Annotated in this window: 21 protein-coding genes and 2 tRNA genes; 6 read left to right on the top strand and 17 right to left on the bottom strand. The window is 47.9% G+C overall.

Features of this window, described 5'->3' with window-relative positions; all coding sequences use genetic code 11:
- Window positions 1-170: 170 nt before the first annotated feature.
- Together LPA26_RS06050 and LPA26_RS06055 are read left to right on the top strand one after the other, a co-directional pair.
- Window positions 171-521 carry a hypothetical protein gene (locus LPA26_RS06050; protein ID WP_229007680.1) on the top strand — a complete coding sequence of 117 codons (351 nt, stop codon included), beginning with the start codon at window positions 171-173 and terminating at the stop codon, window positions 519-521.
- 39 nt (window positions 522-560) lie between these two features.
- Window positions 561-785, top strand: a complete 225-nt coding sequence (locus LPA26_RS06055; protein WP_055826119.1) for a VF530 family DNA-binding protein — start codon at window positions 561-563, stop codon at window positions 783-785.
- Window positions 786-801: 16 nt separating this feature from the next.
- Here LPA26_RS06055 and LPA26_RS06060 read toward each other — a convergent pair whose 3' ends face one another.
- From LPA26_RS06060 to LPA26_RS06080, 5 genes are all read right to left on the bottom strand, one after another.
- Window positions 802-1,602 (bottom strand): alpha/beta hydrolase, encoded by an 801-nt coding sequence (locus LPA26_RS06060; RefSeq protein ID WP_229007681.1) that lies wholly within the window; start codon window positions 1,600-1,602, stop codon window positions 802-804.
- 653 nt (window positions 1,603-2,255) lie between these two features.
- The gene (locus LPA26_RS06065; RefSeq protein WP_229007682.1) at window positions 2,256-2,444 is read right to left on the bottom strand and encodes a DNA gyrase inhibitor YacG; all 189 of its coding nucleotides are present in this window, start codon (window positions 2,442-2,444) and stop codon (window positions 2,256-2,258) included.
- Window positions 2,444-3,217 carry a cell division protein ZapD gene (gene zapD / locus LPA26_RS06070; protein WP_055826127.1) on the bottom strand — a complete coding sequence of 258 codons (774 nt, stop codon included), beginning with the start codon at window positions 3,215-3,217 and terminating at the stop codon, window positions 2,444-2,446. The genes LPA26_RS06065 and zapD overlap by 1 nt, the downstream gene beginning before the upstream one ends.
- Before the next feature lie 69 nt (window positions 3,218-3,286).
- Window positions 3,287-3,889, bottom strand: a complete 603-nt coding sequence (coaE, locus tag LPA26_RS06075) for a dephospho-CoA kinase (RefSeq protein ID WP_229007683.1) — start codon at window positions 3,887-3,889, stop codon at window positions 3,287-3,289.
- 26 nt (window positions 3,890-3,915) lie between these two features.
- Window positions 3,916-4,788: an A24 family peptidase gene (locus LPA26_RS06080; RefSeq protein WP_305080473.1), complete on the bottom strand. Its 873-nt coding sequence runs from the start codon at window positions 4,786-4,788 to the stop codon at window positions 3,916-3,918.
- A 211-nt stretch (window positions 4,789-4,999) separates the two neighbouring features.
- On the opposite strand from LPA26_RS06080, the gene LPA26_RS06085 reads away from it, so the two are divergent.
- Window positions 5,000-5,398 (top strand): hypothetical protein, encoded by a 399-nt coding sequence (locus LPA26_RS06085; RefSeq protein WP_055867620.1) that lies wholly within the window; start codon window positions 5,000-5,002, stop codon window positions 5,396-5,398.
- Between the two features lie 44 nt (window positions 5,399-5,442).
- On the opposite strand, the gene LPA26_RS06090 is transcribed toward LPA26_RS06085, so the two are convergent.
- From LPA26_RS06090 to recA, 7 genes are all read right to left on the bottom strand, one after another.
- On the bottom strand, window positions 5,443-6,375 hold the full coding sequence (locus LPA26_RS06090; protein ID WP_229008337.1) for a polyprenyl synthetase family protein: 933 nt from the start codon (window positions 6,373-6,375) through the stop codon (window positions 5,443-5,445).
- A 307-nt stretch (window positions 6,376-6,682) separates the two neighbouring features.
- Window positions 6,683-6,759: transfer RNA gene (locus LPA26_RS06095), tRNA-Arg, on the bottom strand.
- A 58-nt stretch (window positions 6,760-6,817) separates the two neighbouring features.
- Window positions 6,818-6,911 (bottom strand) — tRNA-Ser (locus LPA26_RS06100).
- Window positions 6,912-7,029: 118 nt separating this feature from the next.
- A complete protein-coding gene (locus tag LPA26_RS06105) occupies window positions 7,030-8,259 on the bottom strand; it encodes an aspartate kinase (RefSeq protein ID WP_055826136.1) in 1,230 nt (409 codons plus the stop codon).
- A 25-nt stretch (window positions 8,260-8,284) separates the two neighbouring features.
- Window positions 8,285-10,936 carry an alanine--tRNA ligase gene (gene alaS / locus LPA26_RS06110; RefSeq protein WP_229007684.1) on the bottom strand — a complete coding sequence of 884 codons (2,652 nt, stop codon included), beginning with the start codon at window positions 10,934-10,936 and terminating at the stop codon, window positions 8,285-8,287.
- The gene (gene recX, locus LPA26_RS06115) at window positions 10,911-11,384 is read right to left on the bottom strand and encodes a recombination regulator RecX (RefSeq protein WP_229007685.1); all 474 of its coding nucleotides are present in this window, start codon (window positions 11,382-11,384) and stop codon (window positions 10,911-10,913) included. The genes alaS and recX overlap by 26 nt, the downstream gene beginning before the upstream one ends.
- A gap of 5 nt (window positions 11,385-11,389) precedes the next feature.
- Window positions 11,390-12,418: a recombinase RecA gene (gene recA / locus LPA26_RS06120; protein ID WP_055826141.1), complete on the bottom strand. Its 1,029-nt coding sequence runs from the start codon at window positions 12,416-12,418 to the stop codon at window positions 11,390-11,392.
- Window positions 12,419-12,619: 201 nt separating this feature from the next.
- On the opposite strand from recA, the gene LPA26_RS06125 reads away from it, so the two are divergent.
- The gene (locus LPA26_RS06125; protein ID WP_055826143.1) at window positions 12,620-12,964 is read left to right on the top strand and encodes a hypothetical protein; all 345 of its coding nucleotides are present in this window, start codon (window positions 12,620-12,622) and stop codon (window positions 12,962-12,964) included.
- 5 nt (window positions 12,965-12,969) lie between these two features.
- On the opposite strand, the gene LPA26_RS06130 is transcribed toward LPA26_RS06125, so the two are convergent.
- The 5 genes from LPA26_RS06130 to mog are packed head-to-tail and all read right to left on the bottom strand — an operon-like array spanning window position 12,970 to window position 15,882.
- Window positions 12,970-13,473: a CinA family protein gene (locus tag LPA26_RS06130; RefSeq protein WP_229007686.1), complete on the bottom strand. Its 504-nt coding sequence runs from the start codon at window positions 13,471-13,473 to the stop codon at window positions 12,970-12,972.
- Window positions 13,473-13,979 (bottom strand): phosphatidylglycerophosphatase A, encoded by a 507-nt coding sequence (locus LPA26_RS06135; RefSeq protein ID WP_229008338.1) that lies wholly within the window; start codon window positions 13,977-13,979, stop codon window positions 13,473-13,475. Before LPA26_RS06135 ends, LPA26_RS06130 begins: the two co-directional genes overlap by 1 nt.
- Window positions 13,963-14,922: a thiamine-phosphate kinase gene (gene thiL, locus LPA26_RS06140; RefSeq protein WP_229007687.1), complete on the bottom strand. Its 960-nt coding sequence runs from the start codon at window positions 14,920-14,922 to the stop codon at window positions 13,963-13,965. Before thiL ends, LPA26_RS06135 begins: the two co-directional genes overlap by 17 nt.
- A complete protein-coding gene (locus tag LPA26_RS06145) occupies window positions 14,915-15,274 on the bottom strand; it encodes a hypothetical protein (RefSeq protein ID WP_229007688.1) in 360 nt (119 codons plus the stop codon). The genes thiL and LPA26_RS06145 overlap by 8 nt, the downstream gene beginning before the upstream one ends.
- Entirely contained in the window at window positions 15,271-15,882 is a 612-nt protein-coding gene (gene mog / locus LPA26_RS06150) for a molybdopterin adenylyltransferase (RefSeq protein WP_229007689.1), read from the bottom strand. The genes LPA26_RS06145 and mog overlap by 4 nt, the downstream gene beginning before the upstream one ends.
- Before the next feature lie 121 nt (window positions 15,883-16,003).
- Between mog and LPA26_RS06155 the strand changes: the two genes are divergently transcribed.
- Both LPA26_RS06155 and LPA26_RS06160 read left to right on the top strand, forming a co-directional pair.
- Entirely contained in the window at window positions 16,004-16,804 is an 801-nt protein-coding gene (locus LPA26_RS06155) for a PDZ domain-containing protein (protein WP_229007690.1), read from the top strand.
- A 48-nt stretch (window positions 16,805-16,852) separates the two neighbouring features.
- Entirely contained in the window at window positions 16,853-18,853 is a 2,001-nt protein-coding gene (locus LPA26_RS06160; protein ID WP_229007691.1) for a site-specific recombinase, read from the top strand.
- Window positions 18,854-18,892 lie beyond the last annotated feature (39 nt).

Genomic DNA, 18,892 nt, shown 5'->3' on the forward strand with positions numbered 1-18,892 from the left:
TATGGGTCCCAACGCTGCAATTCATGTCGAGATAAAGCCTGATAATTTTAGAAGTATATTGAAACGCTCATTGGGCTGGGGACAGGAAGTTAATTTTTTGAAGGCCTAACCTACTACCAAAGCATGATTAGCTAACTTCCGCACCTTTGCTTTAGGCTACAATCGTTATCATGTACGAATCAAAAAATAAGCCACCTATTCCACATAGACTGTTCGCCAAGCGTGTAGCGCTCCATGCTGTAATAGCTATCGGTTTGCTGCTGCTTTCACTGGCTATAGGGATGGCGGGCTACATGCATTATGAGCAGCTCGCGTGGCGCGATGCCTTTTTAAACTCGGCAATGCTGATGGGCGGCATGGGGCCTGTGGATGCGCCAAAAACAGATGATGGAAAAATCTTTGCCGGCCTGTATGCACTATATGCGGGGCTTGTTTTTATAGTCACGGTTGGTTTGGTTCTTACGCCAATTGTGCATCGCATCATGCACAAATTTCACTGGCAGCAAGATAGCCAGGCTTAATCAAGAAAACAAAATATCAGTATTAACCTGCTCCAAAAAATGACTACCTCTAAACCTGCTCAGCCAAATAATCCCTTACATGGTGTCACCCTTGAAAGTATCGTGACGAGGCTTGTTGACCATTACGGCTGGGATAAACTTGGCGATAAAATCAATATCAATTGCTTCAAGAATGATCCATCGGTGAAATCCAGCCTCAAGTTTTTGCGAAAAACACCTTGGGCCAGGGAACAGGTGGAAAACCTTTATCTTTCCACTTTTTAAGTAGCTGGCAACGGCTTTAGTGCTGTTTTATAAACGCGGCAATCGTTTCTAACATATGTTTGTCGCGCAGGGGTTTTGCCAGTTTGGCCGCCATATCGACATGGCCATACCCAGCAAACTCGGCGACCTCTACCGGCCCGCCTGCAGCCTTGATTTTAGCGGCCAGGTTATACGTGTTTCTGGGCCAGACGGTGCCGTCTTTGGTACCTACCATTAGCAACATGGGTGGATTGTTGCCGGTGACAAAATTAATGGGTTGCGATTTCGCCCGTTGGTCTTCCGGGCCAAAAATTGTTTTCAATCGATTACTTTTGAGCGGCAGAAAATCATACGGGCCAGCCAATCCTATCATGCCGGCGAAATCTTTTGGTTTGCTGTTCTGCTCTGCAAGAAACTCAGTATCTAATGCCAGCATGGCGGCGATATGCGCACCGGCAGAATGGCCTGCCAGGAAAATGCGATCAGGGTCGCCTCCCAATTCGGCTGCGTGCAATTTCACCCATTTAGCAGCTTTGGCAGGGTCTTCCATAAAGCCTGGAAATAGCACCTCAGGGTAGACGCGATAATCGGGAATGATGGTGATAAAACCCTGCGATGTCATGGCTTCGCCTATAAACTTATAACTCCCGCGATTGCCGGAATCCCAGCTTCCGCCGTAAAAGAACAACACGACAGGCAGGCCTTTGTTCGTAGTGCCCGTGCCAGCGATATCCTTTGAGGTATCTGGCTGCGGATTATTAGCCAGCACATGATGCTTAGGGATATAGATATCTAATGCTTGCCGGGGTAAGTCACCATAAGCAACCCCCTCTCTCAATTGATATTCTTTATCCGAAATGACAGCATTAAGTATGTTGACCGGCGAGCACGCAGTGGCGAGAAAACCCATGATAATTAAAACAATATAGTAAAAACTGGTTGGGAAGATAGATGGACTGGCATGGCAATGAGGCATAACTTGTTATTAGTGTCGGCAATTTATTAGTGTCGGCAATAAGCATCAGTGAATGAATAAATAGCGTATAAATGAATTACACCGATATGAGCTTTAAACGCTGAAAAAATTCATTTCAAAGCCAGAGTAAGTGTGCGTAAAGTCCTGGCAGAATTTTCGAGTTAGCTATTTTGCTAACCATCATGATGCCTGCAAATGAAAATTGCAGTTTAAGCAATTACTTGTTGTAGAAATATTTCTTGAACAGGTAGTGTTTGGCCTTCCAGACATTCCAGCTCAAATGACAAGGCGGGGCGTAATAATACGCCGTGGATTTTTTCTTGCATCGCAATGATTGTCATTGCTTTATAACCCGTTTTACTAATCGTCTTAGATGATAATAGGCACTTGAATGCGTTGAGCTTTGTATTATTTAACGGTGCTATTACCTGGAGTGAATACTGCCAGCGAAAAAAGGCATGTTAATTATTTGTGCGAGAATTCAATAATTACACTCGCGTGTAACCATTAAAGTTTTATTCAGGCTCTTCAAGATCGGGTGGTGTGGTATCAGGAATCCTGAATTTTTCCGTAGCCCAGTCGCCTAAATCCATCAACTTGCAGCGTTCGCTGCAAAACGGCCTGTATGCATTGGCGGTCGAATACTCTGTCATTTCGCCACAGCCCGGGCAAGCAACCTTGCGTGGCTTTACTGCTGCTTGCATCAATTGTGTCCTGGCCCAGTAAAATTGCAGATAATCATCTTAAAAGGGATATCTTGCTCGCAAGCCTTAGGCCGTTGCACAAAATCCAGCTTCTGGAAACGGATATTGATGGCGTATTTATTGGCACTCACCTCGGGGAAACACTCATCATGGCTAATTTCAATCCGCAATAGTTGTGCAGGTTTGTGCCCTGAAAGTTGCTGTTGGTAAGCGCCTTTATGCGCCACCAAGGACATGACTTGACCGCTGCCGCGCAGCAATTGCAGGAGCATGCGTATCGCTTCGTACATTGGCATCAGGCGGCCCAGCCATTGCGCAAAGTCGGTTCTACGACGATCTACACTCAAATACAGCCAATGCCGGTAGGAAGGCAAGTCAAACTCGCAGACACCGCCTGGAATACCGGCACGCTGTTTCACGCTCATCAACCAGTCATTGTCACGTAACGATTGGCCCAGTTTCTGGTGATCTGATCTTAATAGCGTGGCACACCGGTCCAGGCTAGCCAGGGTTTCACCAAGGGCATTTTGATCAATATTCGGATTGCCCTGCAAGAATGAAAGCTGGACTTTATGCCTGTCCAGTTCCTGCAATAAATCGACTTTTAAATCGCCACGATCAATCAGGTCCAGGATTTGTAACAGCGTTAGCAGCGCCACATGGTGATTCACCTCATGGCCTACTTCAATGTGATGCAGCATCTTTACAAACAAATCTTCCAGGCGGAGATATGTTCTGATGCGCTCGTTAAATGGAAACTCGTAGCTAGACACGGCAGCCTTTTCTGTCAGCTGATACTTGAAAAGTATGCAATAAAAGCCTGATTATGAAACCCTTTTTACTCAGTGGCAAGTTTTTGAGAAAATTTGATGAAAGTTAAGCACTTTTTCACGTAAATTTTCCAGGGTCTTATTGTTTTCAATGACTGAATCTGCAATTTCCAAACGCGCTTCGCGACTGCTCTGCGCGGCGATAATAGCTTCTGCCATGGCTTCGGATAGCGCACTACGTTGCATCACTCGCGAGATTTGTATTTGCTCACTACAATCGATCACCAGGACATGGTCAATCATGCGCCAGTCATCACGGCTTTCGACCAATAGCGGAATCGCTAATACGACATAAGGCTGTGCAGCATAATGTGCAATCTGCTGTGCAGCCTCTTCACGGATGGCAGGATGCATAATGTTATTTAATTTATCCAGCGCATCTGGTTCTGAAAATACCAGCTCGCGCAATTTGGTACGGTCCAGCTGACCCGCAGCGTCAAACATCGTATCCCCGAAAGCCTGACGCACCGCCTGCATCGCTACGCTGTCGGGAGTGCTCATTGCACGGGCGATTTCATCCAGGTCTACCACTGGCACGCCCAGTTCAATAAAGGTTTTACACACCTCGCTTTTGCCACTGCCTATGCCGCCGGTAACGGCCACTACTTTAGTCATTGATATATATTCAGGTACTAATGAAATTAAGGGGCCAGGTAAAAAGAGGCCAAAGTTTGCCCATAAAACAGTGCGGCTATACCACCCAGAGCCAGAAAAGGACCGAACGGAATGGCAGTCTGGCGGGTTTTACCTTTGAATAAAATAAGCGCTATGCCAATCACACTACCGACCACTGAACTGAGCAATATGACCGCTGGCAGTAATTGCCAGCCAAACCAGGCGCCAATAGCAGCCAGCAGTTTAAAGTCACCATAGCCCATACCTTCTTTACCAGTCACCAGCTTGAACAACCAATACACAGCCCACAGCACCAGGTAACCTGCCATCGCACCTACAACTGCTGAAGTGATGTCGGTGAACCCGTTATTTAAATTCAGTAGCAAGCCCAGCCACAACAATGGCAAAGTGATGTCATCCGGCAATAACTGGGTATCAAAGTCTATAAAAGTTAATGCGATTAATGCAAAGACGAATATCAGGGCAAATAATGTCAGGTGGCTATAACCATATTGCACAGCCACTGCCAGAGACATTGCCCCGGACACAGCCTCTACCAGGGGATAACGCGCTGAAATAGAGGCTTTACAGGCTTTGCAACGCCCGCGTAAAAACAGGTAGCTGATGACAGGGATATTTTCCAGTGCACCTATCATGTGTCCGCAATGAGGGCAGGTAGAACGTGGAACTACCAGGTTATATTTAGGCTGATCGGGTACAGGTTGGCCTTGTAAATCCAGGCAGTTAGCGTGCCACTCACGCTCCATCATTTTGGGCAGGCGATGTATGACTACGTTAAGGAAACTGCCAACCAGCAAGCCCATCACCAAGCATACACCCTGCAGAAAATGTGGTTGCGTTCTCAACAAACTTAAAACAGGCTCAAGGATTTCTGTCATGATACCGATAACACTATTAAGGTTGCTGCATCATCTCATCGTTAATACAAGTAATCAAGGCTAAAAGCCTGTAACGCATGGTAAAGCCTGTTAGAAAGCGGAAATTACTGCCTTGAAAACAGGTTCAATGTCACCATTTATGTGTAAGATGAGAATTGCACTCCAGCCGAGTGACTTCGAATCCGAATCTTATTAGTGAAGGAAGTTGCCTATGTCTGATCAAATCAAATTCACGCCTCCCACCGAAGTCGAACTGGGCCAGGTAGAACATCCTGCCTGGGATGAACCGGTTATCTGCCGTGTTGAAGTCGACCTGCCAGGATGGTTGGCAAACCTGACCGGACAATCACACTGGGAAGTCTACAGTGAAGAGGAAGAGGAAAATTGCGTCAGCTTCGCCATGCGCGCATCACAAAAACATGGCCTGCATACCATTACCAGTCGTATCGACAATGCATTGCAAGCTGAAGTGACGCTTTATCATAATGGTTATGCAGTGGTAGATGTCAATGGCGAATCATTGTTTGATGGCGCGTTGACTAACGCAACCAATGAATGCGCAAGACTCAGTTATTACCATGCCAGTGGTGAACCGATAGCGCTAAACTGACCTAAGAGGTGTGGCATGCATTGAAAAATGCATGCTGCCAGTTCTTATTGTTGGCGGCTGACTGAAAACCTGGCTAAATCCAGCAATACTTGCTTAGCCGGGCTTGTTTCAAAAATATCTAATGCTTCACAGGCGAACTGTGCTTCTTTTTGTGCAACCGAACGCACATAATCAAATGCTTTTACTGCATGCAGGATTTCCAGTACTTGTTCGAGGTGCGTAACCTGCCCTTCCAGTAATGCCTGTTTTACCAGCTCTGATTGTGCGGTTGGCGCTTGCTGGATCGCATACAGCATCGGCAATGTAACCTTACCCTCAGCCAGATCATTGCCTAGCGTTTTACCAAATTTTTCACTATCTCCGGTCAGATCCAGTACATCATCAATCAACTGAAATGCCGTACCTAAATGCATGCCATAGGTTGCCAGCGCTTCTTCGCGTTCGGGGCTAGCCTGGCATTGCACGGCTCCCAGGCGGGTGGCCGCTTCAAATAACTTGGCTGTTTTAAAATGGATAACTTGCAGGTAATCCTGCTCACTGACGCCTATATTGCGCACATTCAACAATTGCAGGACTTCGCCTTCAGAAATAGTATTGGTAGCGTCAGCCAGAATTTCCATCACGCGCATGTTCTGCAGCTTGACCATCATCTGGAAAGCACGGGAATACAAGAAATCACCCACCAGTACGCTGGCGGGGTTGCCATACACATGATTGGCGGTGGATTTACCGCGGCGCAAGTCAGAAGCGTCTACTACGTCATCATGCAGCAAAGTCGCCGTGTGAATAAATTCAATGATGACTGCCAGCTGATGATGTGCAGGCGTGACTCGTGTGCCAGCCAAATCTCCCGACATTAACACCAATGCCGGACGCAGGCGTTTGCCGCCACTATGGATGATATATTCCGAGATTTGATTAATGAGCGGAACTTGCGATGACAAAGACTGGCGAATAACGACATCCACCTGCTGCATATCGTCTGCAATCCGCGCCAAACAGGCATTTAAAGACACTAACATACCAATAAAAAAACAAAGCTAGAGCATATCATATCTGACACTCCTCTCGCTATGCTGGAATGCTAGTGCAGGCAATACCGATACGCCGAATATTTAGCCCAGTTTATTGGAAAATTAACGATTAAGACTTTTCTCACGTTTGATGCGTTTAAAAATCCAGTACTACTTTTAAAAAGAATTTCTTTTTTAAAAAGAAAACATAATTGAGATGTAGTGGAAAAGAAAAAAGCCTTGTTTCGTGAGAAACAAGGCTTTTATTTTTTGGCGCGCCCGGAGCGATTCGAACGCCCGACCCTTTGGTTCGTAGCCAAATACTCTATCCAACTGAGCTACGGGCGCCAAGGTGTTACAACGCTGTTGCAACAAGGACAGCATTATAACACAAGTTTAAATTTTTTGGCGGTGAGCGAGGGATTCGAACCCTCGATACAGGTTTAAGCCCATATGCTTCCTTAGCAGGGAAGTGCCTTCGACCACTCGGCCAGCTCACCGTTTTAAACGAGTACTACATTACTGCTCAACACAGTATTGCTACTGCATCGAAGGGCGCCATAGTACGCGAAAACCCTTCGTAAATCAACGCAAAATTAAAGAATGTTTTTAGTCAGATTACGCATCATCCAAAGCAAAAGCTTTATGCAACACGCGCACTGCCAGTTCCATATATTTCTCTTCAATCACCACGGCAATTTTGATTTCACTGGTGGAAATCATCTGGATATTGATGCCTTCTTCCGCAAGAGTGCGGAACATCTGGCTGGCGATGCCCACATGTGAACGCATGCCAACACCCACTACAGATACCTTGGCAATTTTGTCGTCGCCACTGATTTCACGTGCCTGGATATGGCCCTGCACTTTGTCACGCAAAATACCCAGCGCTTTGTTCATTTCATTCTTGTGTACGGTAAACGTAAAGTCGGTGGTGCCATCTGCGCCGACGTTCTGGATGATCATGTCCACATCAATATTGGCATCGGCCACCGGGCCTAAAATCTGGTAAGCGATACCCGGTTTGTCAGGCACGCCTGCCACAGTCACTTTTGCTTCATCGCGGTTAAATGCAATGCCAGAGATGATTGGATCTTCCATGTTTTCCTCATTTTCTTCAAACGTAATCAATGTGCCATCGCCCTCTTCCTCAAAGCTGGAAAGCACACGCAGTTTCACTTTATATTTGCCGGCAAACTCCACTGAGCGAATTTGCAATACTTTGGAACCTTGAGATGCGAGTTCCAGCATCTCTTCAAAGGTAATTTTTTCAAGGCGGCGCGCTTCTGGCACCACGCGCGGGTCCGTGGTATATACGCCATCGACATCTGTGTAAATCTGACATTCGTCCGCACCCAGGGCCGCAGCCAAGGCGACGCCGGTGGTATCAGAACCACCGCGACCAAGAGTCGTAATATTGCCATTGGCATCCACACCCTGGAAACCGGCGACGACACAGACATAGCCATCATCAAGGTCTTTTTTCAGGTGATGTTGATCAATATCCAGAATACGGGCTTTGGTATGCGCATCATCGGTCAGAATCCTCACCTGTGAACCGGTATAGCTTTTAGCTTTAATACCCAGCTCCGACAAAGCCAGCGCCGTCATGCCTATCGTCACCTGTTCGCCGGTAGACAACATCACATCGAGTTCACGCGGATCCGGATCCGGCATGATTTCTTTAGCCAGTGCAATCAGACGGTTGGTTTCACCGGACATGGCCGACACCACCACTACGACCTGGTGACCCATGGCTTTGTAGCGCGCGACGCGCCTGGCCACATTGCGGATACGCTCAGGATTTGCCACTGAGGTACCACCATATTTTTGTACTATTAATGCCATTATTAAGCTCTAATTATCAAATAAATTAATGTAATTTTTGTTTTACCCACTCAGGTACACTACTTAATGCCTGTGGCAGTTTGCTGGCATCTGTACCGCCCGCCATTGCCATATCTGGCTTACCGCCACCCTTACCACCTACCTGGCCGGCAACATGGTTCACCAGCTCACCGGCTTTAAGCTTACCAATCAAATCCGCAGTCACACCTGCAGCCAAACTGACTTTGCCGTCAGACACACTTGCCAGCACAATCACGGCCGATTTGAGTTTGTCTTTCAGTTTATCCATGGTTTCTCGCAGTGCATTGGCATCAGCGCCTTCCAGAGTCGCTGCCAACAAGTTAACACCATCGACATTCTGCACCTGGTTCACCAGGTCATCGCCCTGCGCGCTGGCCAATTTCGATTTCAGACGCGCCAGTTCTTTTTCCAGTGACCTGACGTTATCCAGTATCTGAGAAACTTTGACCGGAAGCTCATTTGCTGGCGTTTTCAACTCGCCGGCCATTTTATTAATCAGCACTTGCTGCGCTTGCACCAGTTTGAGTGCACCCTCGCCAGTGGTCGCTTCAATACGGCGTACGCCCGCAGCAACACCGCTTTCAGATGTGATTTTGAACAGACCTATATCACCAGTGCGGCTCACGTGTGTCCCACCGCATAATTCTCTTGAAGTCCCGATATCCAGCACGCGTACTTCATCGCCATACTTTTCTCCAAACAGCATCATGGCACCGGTTTGCTGGGCGGCTTCAATATCCATTAGTTTTGCCAGTGTGTCGGTATTGGTCAGAATCTCGGCATTGACCAGCGCCTCCACTTTGGCTATTTGTGCATCAGTCACCGGTAAATTGTGTACAAAGTCAAAACGGGTTTTTTCAGTATCGACCAGGCTGCCTTTTTGCTGCACATGTTCACCCAGCACTTCACGCAGCGCTTTATGCATTAAATGTGTGGCTGAGTGGTTACGCATGGTCGCGTGGCGTGCTTGCAGGTTGACCTTGGCCGTTAAAGCATCACCCACAGACAGGGTCCCGGTTTTCAGCACCCCGTGGTGGCCGAATACTGCTGCCTGGATTTTCTGCGTATCTTCCACTTCAAAAATACCATTGGCAGATTTCAGCTCACCGCTATCGCCAATCTGGCCACCGGATTCAGCATAGAAAGGCGTGTCATCCAACACAACTACGCCGACGTCACCTTCATTCAATGATTTAATAGGGCTGCCGTCTTTATACAAGGCTAATACTTTGGCTGGTGTTTCCAGTTTTTCGTAGCCATGAAAACTGGTGGCCTGGCCTGCATATTCCAGGTTAAGTGCCATTTTGAATTTACCGGCCGCACGTGCCTGGTCTTTCTGGCGTGCCATGGCTGCATCAAAACCGGCCGTATCGACAGTAACACCGCGTTCACGGCAAATATCCGCAGTTAAATCCAGCGGGAACCCGAAAGTGTCATGTAGTTTAAACGCCAGATCACCATTGAACACCGCTGGCTTGGTCGCCAATTCTGTTTCCAGAATCTGCATGCCATTTTCAATCGTTTCAAAGAACCGGTCTTCTTCCTGTTTAAGCACTTGTGTAATACGCGCTTGATTGCTGATCAATTCAGGATAAGCCTCGCCCATTTCCAGCACCAGATCTGCCACCAGCTTATGGAAAAATGCAGCACGACAGCCTAACTTGTAGCCATGGCGAATCGCCCGGCGAATGATACGGCGCAGCACATAGCCACGACCTTCATTGCCTGCAATCACACCATCAGCGATCAGGAAAGAACAGGCGCGAATATGATCAGCCAGCACTTTCAGGCTGGGGCTTTCCAAATCGGCAGTTTTAGTTTCACGTGCCGCGGCTTTAATCAGTGCCTGAAATAAATCGATTTCGTAGTTGGCATGCACGCCTTGCAATACCGCAGAAATCCGCTCTAGGCCCATCCCGGTATCCACTGATGGCTTAGGTAGCGGGTGCATCACGCCCGCTTCATCGCGGTTGAACTGCATGAACACGTTATTCCAGATTTCGATAAAACGGTCACCATCTTCATCGGGGCTGCCTGGAGGGCCGCCAGGAATATGATCGCCGTGATCATAGAAAATCTCGGTACAGGGGCCGCATGGGCCGGTATCGCCCATCATCCAGAAGTTATCTGAGGCATAACGCGCACCCTTGTTGTCGCCAATGCGTACAATCTTGTCAGCAGGCACGCCGATTTCCTTGTTCCAGATGTCATAAGCTTCATCATCTTCAGCATAGACCGTCACCATCAGGCGCTCTTTAGGCAAGGCATATACTTGAGTCAGTAACTCCCAGGCGAACGTAATTGCGTCGCGCTTGAAATAATCGCCAAAACTAAAGTTACCCAGCATCTCGAAAAATGTATGGTGACGCGCGGTATAACCCACGTTTTCCAGGTCATTATGCTTGCCACCTGCACGCACACATTTTTGCGAAGAAGCGGCGCGGGTGTAAGCGCGTTTATCAAAACCGAGGAACACATCCTTGAACTGGTTCATACCCGCATTAGTGAACAACAAGGTGGGGTCGCCATGTGGCACCAGCGAGCTGGAAGCCACCACCTGATGGCCTTTAGAAGCAAAAAAATCCAGGAATGCCTGGCGGATTTGCTTGCTGGAAGGTTTACTTCCGTAACTAACTGTAGTCTTCTGGACTGTCATCTTCTGCGTGTCTATTCAAAATTTTCTTGATTACATCAAACGTAAAACCCCGGCTCTGTAAAAAACGGGCTTGTTTAGCCCATTCTTCACGCGTGGTCGGGGACGCTTTAAACTTTTTGCGCCAGACTTCACTGGCGCGTTCCACTTCATTGACCTGTAATACAGACACTGCCTCGGCTACCAGAGCATCGTCAACGCCCTTCTCTCTTAGCTCATTAGCAACACGTGCAGCGCCGAACTTCACCTGGCGGGCATGTATCATTTGCTCGGTGTAGCGGGCATCGCTTAACCAGCCGCGCGTCTTGAAATCAGCAATCAATGCAGGAATATCATCCTCTTCATTGGCGTAGGCTTTCAGTTTCTGCGCCAGTTCAGTTTCGGAATATTCCCTTTTACTTAGATATTCCAAGGCACGCTGACGCAGTGACTTTGCAGGCTGCTCACGCAAATGGTTTAATCATCCTCAGTTCTGGCAGCAGTCATGCCATCTGCCAGGATGTTGGAATTAGCACGAATCTGCGCTTCAATTTCAGCAGCAATGGCCGGGTTTTCGCGCAGGAATTCCTTGGCGTTTTCTTTACCCTGGCCGATTTTTTCACCTTTGTAGCTATACCATGCGCCAGACTTCTCAACCAGTTTGGCGTTAGAACCTAACTCAATCACTTCGCCCAAACGGGAGATACCTTCGCCATACATGATGTCGAATTCAGCCTGCTTGAATGGAGGCGCGACCTTGTTTTTGATCACTTTGACGCGTGTCTCGGAACCCGTGACTTCATCACCTTTTTTGATGGCACCTGTACGGCGGATATCCAGGCGAACAGAAGCGTAGAATTTAAGCGCGTTACCGCCGGTGGTCGTTTCAGGGTTACCGAACATGACACCGATTTTCATACGGATCTGGTTAATAAAGATCACCAGCGTATTGGTACGTTTGATATTGCCGGTCAATTTACGCAAAGCTTGCGACATCAGGCGTGCCTGCAGGCCCATGTGGCTATCGCCCATTTCGCCTTCAATTTCGGCACGTGGAGTCAATGCGGCAACAGAGTCGACCACCACGATATCCACTGAACCGGAACGCACCAGCATATCTGCAATTTCGAGCGCCTGCTCGCCCGTATCCGGCTGCGAGATCAACAAATCAGGCACATTCACACCCAGTTTGGCTGCATATTGTGGGTCCAGCGCATGCTCGGCATCAATAAATGCAGCAACGCCACCCAGTTTCTGCATTTCGGCAATCACTGACAAGGTCAATGTGGTTTTACCTGAAGATTCAGGACCGTAAATTTCGACAATACGGCCACGCGGCAAACCGCCGACGCCAAGGGCAATGTCCAGGCCTAAAGAGCCGGTTGATACTACCTGTAAATCTTCACCGATATCAGCATCGCCCATGCGCATAATGGAGCCTTTGCCAAATTGCTTTTCAATCTGGGAAAGTGCGGCGGCGAGTGCTTTGCTTTTGTTGTCATCCATGGTGTTGCCTTCTGTATGTAGGGGAAAATGCGTTTTTAATTTAAACGCTATATAATCAGATAAATAACTGCTAATTATTTCATAAATCGACCATCAGTGATATGGCATTCGAACGATTAGTGTAGTGAATTGTCAACCGTAATAAGGCATACACGTTTAATAGCCATCATGCTTTAATCGTTTTCCGTGAGAGGAGCCTTTATGAAGATCGTTAAATACATTTTAGGTGTTGCGTTAAGCAGCATAGCAGCATTATCTGCCCATGCTGATAACAACTGGTCAGTCGGTGTTGTAGTGGGTAACCCTTATGCAGCTCCACCCGTTTACTACGCGCCGCCACCGGTGTATTACGCACCACCGCCAGTGGTGATTTATCGTCACCCGCATAGTACTTACTACGGTGCACCAGCGGTTGGTTATGCGCCACCAGCACCCGGCTTTATCCAGTTTGGTTATGGTAACGGCGGGTACCGGAATTATGACCGAGGCCCCCGCGGCGGTTGGGGACGTGGTCATGACCATGGTCACCACCACCATCACCATTAGCGCGGTCAGGTTTCTTTAATCAGTGTTAGCAAGCCTGCCAGTGAATAACTGGCAGCTTGTTGACGAATGTCTGCTCTATCCCCATCAAAATAGCGTGTTGCTACCAGCAGTTTTTTCGGTTGCTTGTTGTTGAAGCTTATCGCCCAGCCGAAACAAACCATTCCCACTGGCTTTTGCACAGAACCTCCGCTTGGGCCAGCGATGCCGGTCACGGAAGCACAGATATTGGCGCGACTATGTTGTAATGCGCCTAAAGCCATCGCTTGAGCAACCGGTTCACTGACTGCACCATGCATATCAATCAGGGTTTCAGGCACGTCTAGCATTTCTGTTTTTGCTTCATTGCTATAAGTAATGAAGCCACGGTCAAACCAGCCTGAACTCCCTGCAATAGCGGTGATTGCCTGGGCAACCATGCCTCCGGTGCATGATTCAGCCAGCGCTAGTTGCAAACCCTTTGCTTGCAATGCCTTACCCAAAGTCTGGCTTAATGTTTCGAGGTCATTCATTAAAACCACCATTTAATCAGTTGCAAAACGATGATTGCCATCATTGCTGCCAGTGCATCATCCAGCATCACGCCCAAGCCACCTTTGACGTGCCTGTCTGCCCAGCTGATTGGAAACGGTTTCCAGATATCAAACAGGCGGAATGACACAAATGCGGCCAATCCCCAGCCCCAGGTCAATGGCACGGTGATAAGAATCGCTGCCATGGCGACAATTTCATCCCAGACAATGGCACCATGATCATTTACGCCTAACGCGCGACCGGTAAAAGCACTGCACCAGATACCAAATATAAACATCAACAGAATAGCCAGCCATTGTTGCGATTCCGGCAAGTGCATGATGACCCAGAATAACGGAAAACCTAACAGCGTGCCTGCTGTGCCTGGCGCTTTGGGAAACAGCCCAGTACCTAGTCCCAGGCTGAAGAAATGCAAAGGATGCGAGAAAAGCAGCGCCCAGTCAGGATCAGTGGCTGGATAACGGTGGTTAGCCAAAATGCAAATATCCTTTCTGCGATAACTCGATCTGAACTTCACCATCCGTGACGTTCAGGCCAGTTGCTTCGGTAATACTACCTATCCGCGTTAAAGGCAGATTAAGTTTGTCTGATAATGCCAATACTTCGTCACGTCGCTGCGCAGATACAGTAAAACATAATTCATAATCATCGCCTCCAGCCAGCACTGCCTGCTGAAGTACTGACTGCGCAACATTGTTGACCAATTTAGGTTTGGAGAATAACGCCCAATCAAGCTCGGCGCCTTTGCCGGAAGCCTGGAGGATATGGTTCAAATCCGCCAGCAAGCCATCTGAAATATCAAGTGCTGTATGCGCGATGTCACGCAATGCCAGCCCCAAGGCCACCCGAGGTTGTGGTTGATGCATGGCAGGCGCAAAATTCGCTACATCTTCCGCATGCAAATCGAGCTTACCCATTTTATTTTGCAGCCACAATGCCGCTTTACCTAGCGTCCCGCTGACCCAGATATCATCACCAACCTGTGCCCCACTACGCTTAATCGCTTTGCCCAGCGGCACTTCACCTAAAATATTAATCGCTATGTTTAATGGTCCGCGCGTGGTATCACCACCAATCAGTAAGACGCCATAGTTATCGGCACAGGCGAATAAGCCCTGGCTAAAACCTTGCAACCAGTCATGATTGATTTCCGGCAAAGCAATCGACAATGTTGCCCATTTAGGATTGGCACCCATGGCTGCCATATCACTGATATTGACCGCCAGGGCTTTCCACCCTATTGAGTAAGGATCAGCCTCAGCAAAAAAATGCGTCCCTGATACGGACATGTCGGCAGAGACAGCCAGTTGATAGCCTGGCATTACGCTGATCAATGCTGCATCATCACCAATACCCAAATCGGGATTACTCGCATCTTCTGTACGCAGACGGGTAAAGTATTGAGCGATAAGATCAAATTCAGCCATGCCGTTTTTTCCACCAGCGTTCTAGCAAAACTATCACTAGCCAGGCCAAGCTGATGCCGGCTAAATCTGCGAACCAATCATAGACGCTGGGCTGACGCGTGGTTGTCAGCACGCCTTGCAACACTTCCATTAATGCACCAAACACCGTCAATCCAATCGCGATAGACAGTCTGTGCGTTGGGAAAGCCATCAGGCCCCAGAACGTCACACCGCCAAAAGCAATAATGTGTTGTATTTTATCTTTGTAGATTGAGACATCATTAGATGGCGGCATTTCGATTAATAACAAATAGGTCAATATGCTGAAACAGGTGATAAAAATCAGGGTGGAAATCTTTTTGTAATTCATCATTCATTCATTTTTTGACGTTGGGCAGACTTGGGTCTAAAAGACTTAACAATACTTTCTGCAGTTTCAAGATACGGCATAGGCTGATTGACTGTCGCCAGTAAATCGAGGCAATATGGCACCGCTGCAAAAATCCCCGGCACCAATGTATTGCCCTCGGCATCTTTTAATCCTTCCAGCGTTTCCTGAATTGATTTTGGCTGCCCTGGCAAGTTTATTATCAGGCATTGCTTGCGAATCACTGCCACCTGCCGTGACAAAATGGCAGTGGGAACAAAGCGTAAACTGATTTGACGCATTTGCTCTCCAAAACCAGGCATTTCGCGATCTGCAATGGCCATGGTGGCTTCCGGGGTAACATCTCTAACCGAAGGTCCGGTGCCCCCGGTGGTGAGGATCAAATGACATTGTTCTTCATCGACTAATTGCTTGAGTGTGTCTGAAATGATGGTCTGCTCATCGGCAATCAAGCGGGTCACGATTTCAAAAGGTGAAGTCAGGGTTTTTTCAAGCCAGGAAGACAATGCTGGAATCCCCTTGTCTTCATAAACGCCTTGCGAAGCGCGATCACTGATGGAAACCAGCCCAATGCGCGTGAATTGTTGTTGCATAACTTGAGGTCTATGTTAAGTTGGTCTGTATTGAGGTGGTCTGTGTTAATGTACCAGCACATCATAACATTACCCGACACATCAGTAAGCTGAAATGGTGTCATTCGTCATGGAGAGTCAGATGAAAGTCTTATGCAAAGCAGCGCGTGTAACAGGCCGAGCCGCCTCGCCTCGCCAGTGGTTTATTCTGTTGCCTTCGCTGGCAATCATTACCTTGTTGATGTTCTCGAAAACAGTATTGGCAGATGAAAACCCTTATGCTGCCAATTACCAGGCACAAAACCAGGGTAATTTACATTCACTGCAAAACAATCCCGAGCCGCAATTACTTATTGGTACCCGTCGTGATGGCGACAATATCAAAATGCTGGAAAACGGCTATGACCTGATGGGCCTGAGTGAGTTTGAAGCAGGAGACATCGCACCCGAACTGGCGATTATTCACGGACGCAATATCCAGGCGGATACCATACTGGTGTATGTTAAAAAATCCGGTAACGCGACCCCGGCCTCCAAGATGGAAGTGATTAAAGAAGCCGTCAAAAAAGGCCAATCGCTGACTGAAAAAGATATGGCGATCGACCCAGGCAAATACCGCTATTACGCAACCTACTGGGCCAAATTACCGCCGCCAGTGTTAGGCGTGCATGTGATTAAACTGGTTGCCCGTAAATCTTCTCAACAGGATGAACAAGCACAGGCGACTGATGTCAATGAAGGCGTTAGAGTGATTGCTGTGATACATGGCTCCGCTGCAGAGCAAGGCGGGTTATTGCGCGGAGACCAGTTACTCAGCCTCAACCAGGAAAAAGTAAATGATGCTGCGACTTTATCCAGCCTGGTGAGACGCTTCAAAGGCAATACGGTCACCATAAAAATTCAACGGCAATCTGAAGCGCTTTCGTTAAAAGTCGCCCTTTAACTGCGAGCCATTCTGAATTGTCATCATATTAAATAGAAAGTGTTTCAAATGTTTCAAGTTACGTTCGAGCATCAGGCAGCCCGCATAGCGTCTGGTCATATCGACGACATCCAGTTTTTACGGGCGCTGCTTGATGATATTCGCCCTCGTCACTCAAGCGATACCGAAAGTGCAAGCAAGTCAATACAGGCGCTGTGTTTCTTGCTACAACAACAACCTTCATTTGCTCTGGAATTGCGAAACAGCATCCTGCGCCTTTTGAACGAAAAAAGTGTGATTTCACTGTATTCCGAGCATGGCATTCAGTCTGACTTAGGATTTTTTACTGAAATCTACCGACGGTTTTCCCATAAATTATTGCCTGAAGTCCCAGACCCTAGATACCTGAAAGATGTATTTGGCCAGGTTTTTCACCACACCCATGATGCCAACTGGGTAACCGGCGTGCCGAATACCGTATGGCGCGACTTTATACATACCCTGGCATTAGGTGAAGGGAATGATTTGCAGCAGGAGAGCTGCATTCAAGAATTGAAGGATGCATTACAGGTACTCTCTTACCGCTTATCCGCTTCTGGCCTGGACCCTGAGCTTATTTTGCAGCATGAAGACCTGGAAAATAACACTTCGCCATTCATCACCCAGAATATCGAAATCCAGAAATTTCTGTCGCTCACCACTACCACTGCAGACGACATACAGCATATTTATGACGTATTGAAACGCTGCCAGAACCTTAACGATGAAATCCGCAAAGCGAATGCAAAGACCGGTACCAGCATTTCGCTGACTGCCCTGATGCAAAGAATGCAGCAGCAAATTCATCGCATGCAATTATTAGTGGATATTCTGCACGGGCTTTTACTCAAGCATGATGTCAGTGATGCGATTACACGTTTGTTCAAGCAACTGGTATATGCAGAGTGTAAAAAGAATAACCTGTCCGAATATTGGCGCCATAACACCGAGTTACTGGCCCTGCGCGTGACTGAAAACGCCAGCCACACCGGTGAGCATTACATTGCACAGCATCGGCAGGAGTATTTCAAGCTGATGGGTTCAGCCATGGGCGCCGGGGTCATTATTGCCTTTATGGCCATGTTTAAAATCATCATCGCCAGCTATCACTTTGCCCCGCTTGCCGAAGCCATTTTCTTCAGCCTGAATTATGGCTTAGGGTTTGTCCTGATTCATCTGCTGCATTTCACAGTTGCCACCAAACAACCGGCGATGACGGCGGCAACAATTGCATCAGCGATTGATGATGACGGGCACGATAGCAAAAATATACACAGTCTGGTCAACATTGTTGCGCAGACGACCAGCAGCCAGACAATCGCCATTCTGGGTAATGTGATCGTTGTGATTCCGATGGCAATGTTTATCGACTGGCTGGTAGTGCAATATAGCGGCCATCATTTTATAGGTGAGGCCAAAGCCAATATCTTGCTGGATTCCAACAACCCATTGATCAGCCTCAGCGCCCTGTATGCTGCGGTGGCTGGTGTGTGCCTGTTCCTTTCCGGCCTGATTGCGGGCTATCATGACAATTTGGCGGCTTATAACCGCATTCCTGAACGTATTGCCCACCTGCCGCTTTTACAACGCCTGCTGGGGAAAGCGCGCCTGCAGCGTATTTCAGAATATATACGCCATAATCTGGGCGCACTGGCCGGTAACTTCTATTTTGGCTGCCTGCTTGGGTTTGCCTCCGGGTTGGGAGTGATGCTTGGCTTACCTCTGGATATCCGCCATGTGACTTTCGTAGCGGCATTCTCGGGGTATGCATTTTCTGCACTGGATTTCCAGATCACCTATTACATGCTTGGGACAGCCTTACTTGGGATTTTTGTGGTGGCGACCATTAACTTGCTGACCAGCTTTGGTTTAGCCATTTTTGTCGCCATGAAATCACGGCAGGTACGCTACCGGCATTGGAAAGCTTTTGCGCTGGAATTACTGACTTTGCTTTATCGCCAACCTTGGAAGTTCGTTTTGCCACCTAAAAAGATGGAGATGGAAACTAGACTTGAGAAAACTAGCCACTAAGCACAAGCAACTTAGTGGTTAATATTTAATAGATTTCTT

It is taken from the genome of Methylophilus sp. Leaf408 (assembly GCF_916856905.1).
Classification (GTDB): domain Bacteria; phylum Pseudomonadota; class Gammaproteobacteria; order Burkholderiales; family Methylophilaceae; genus Methylophilus.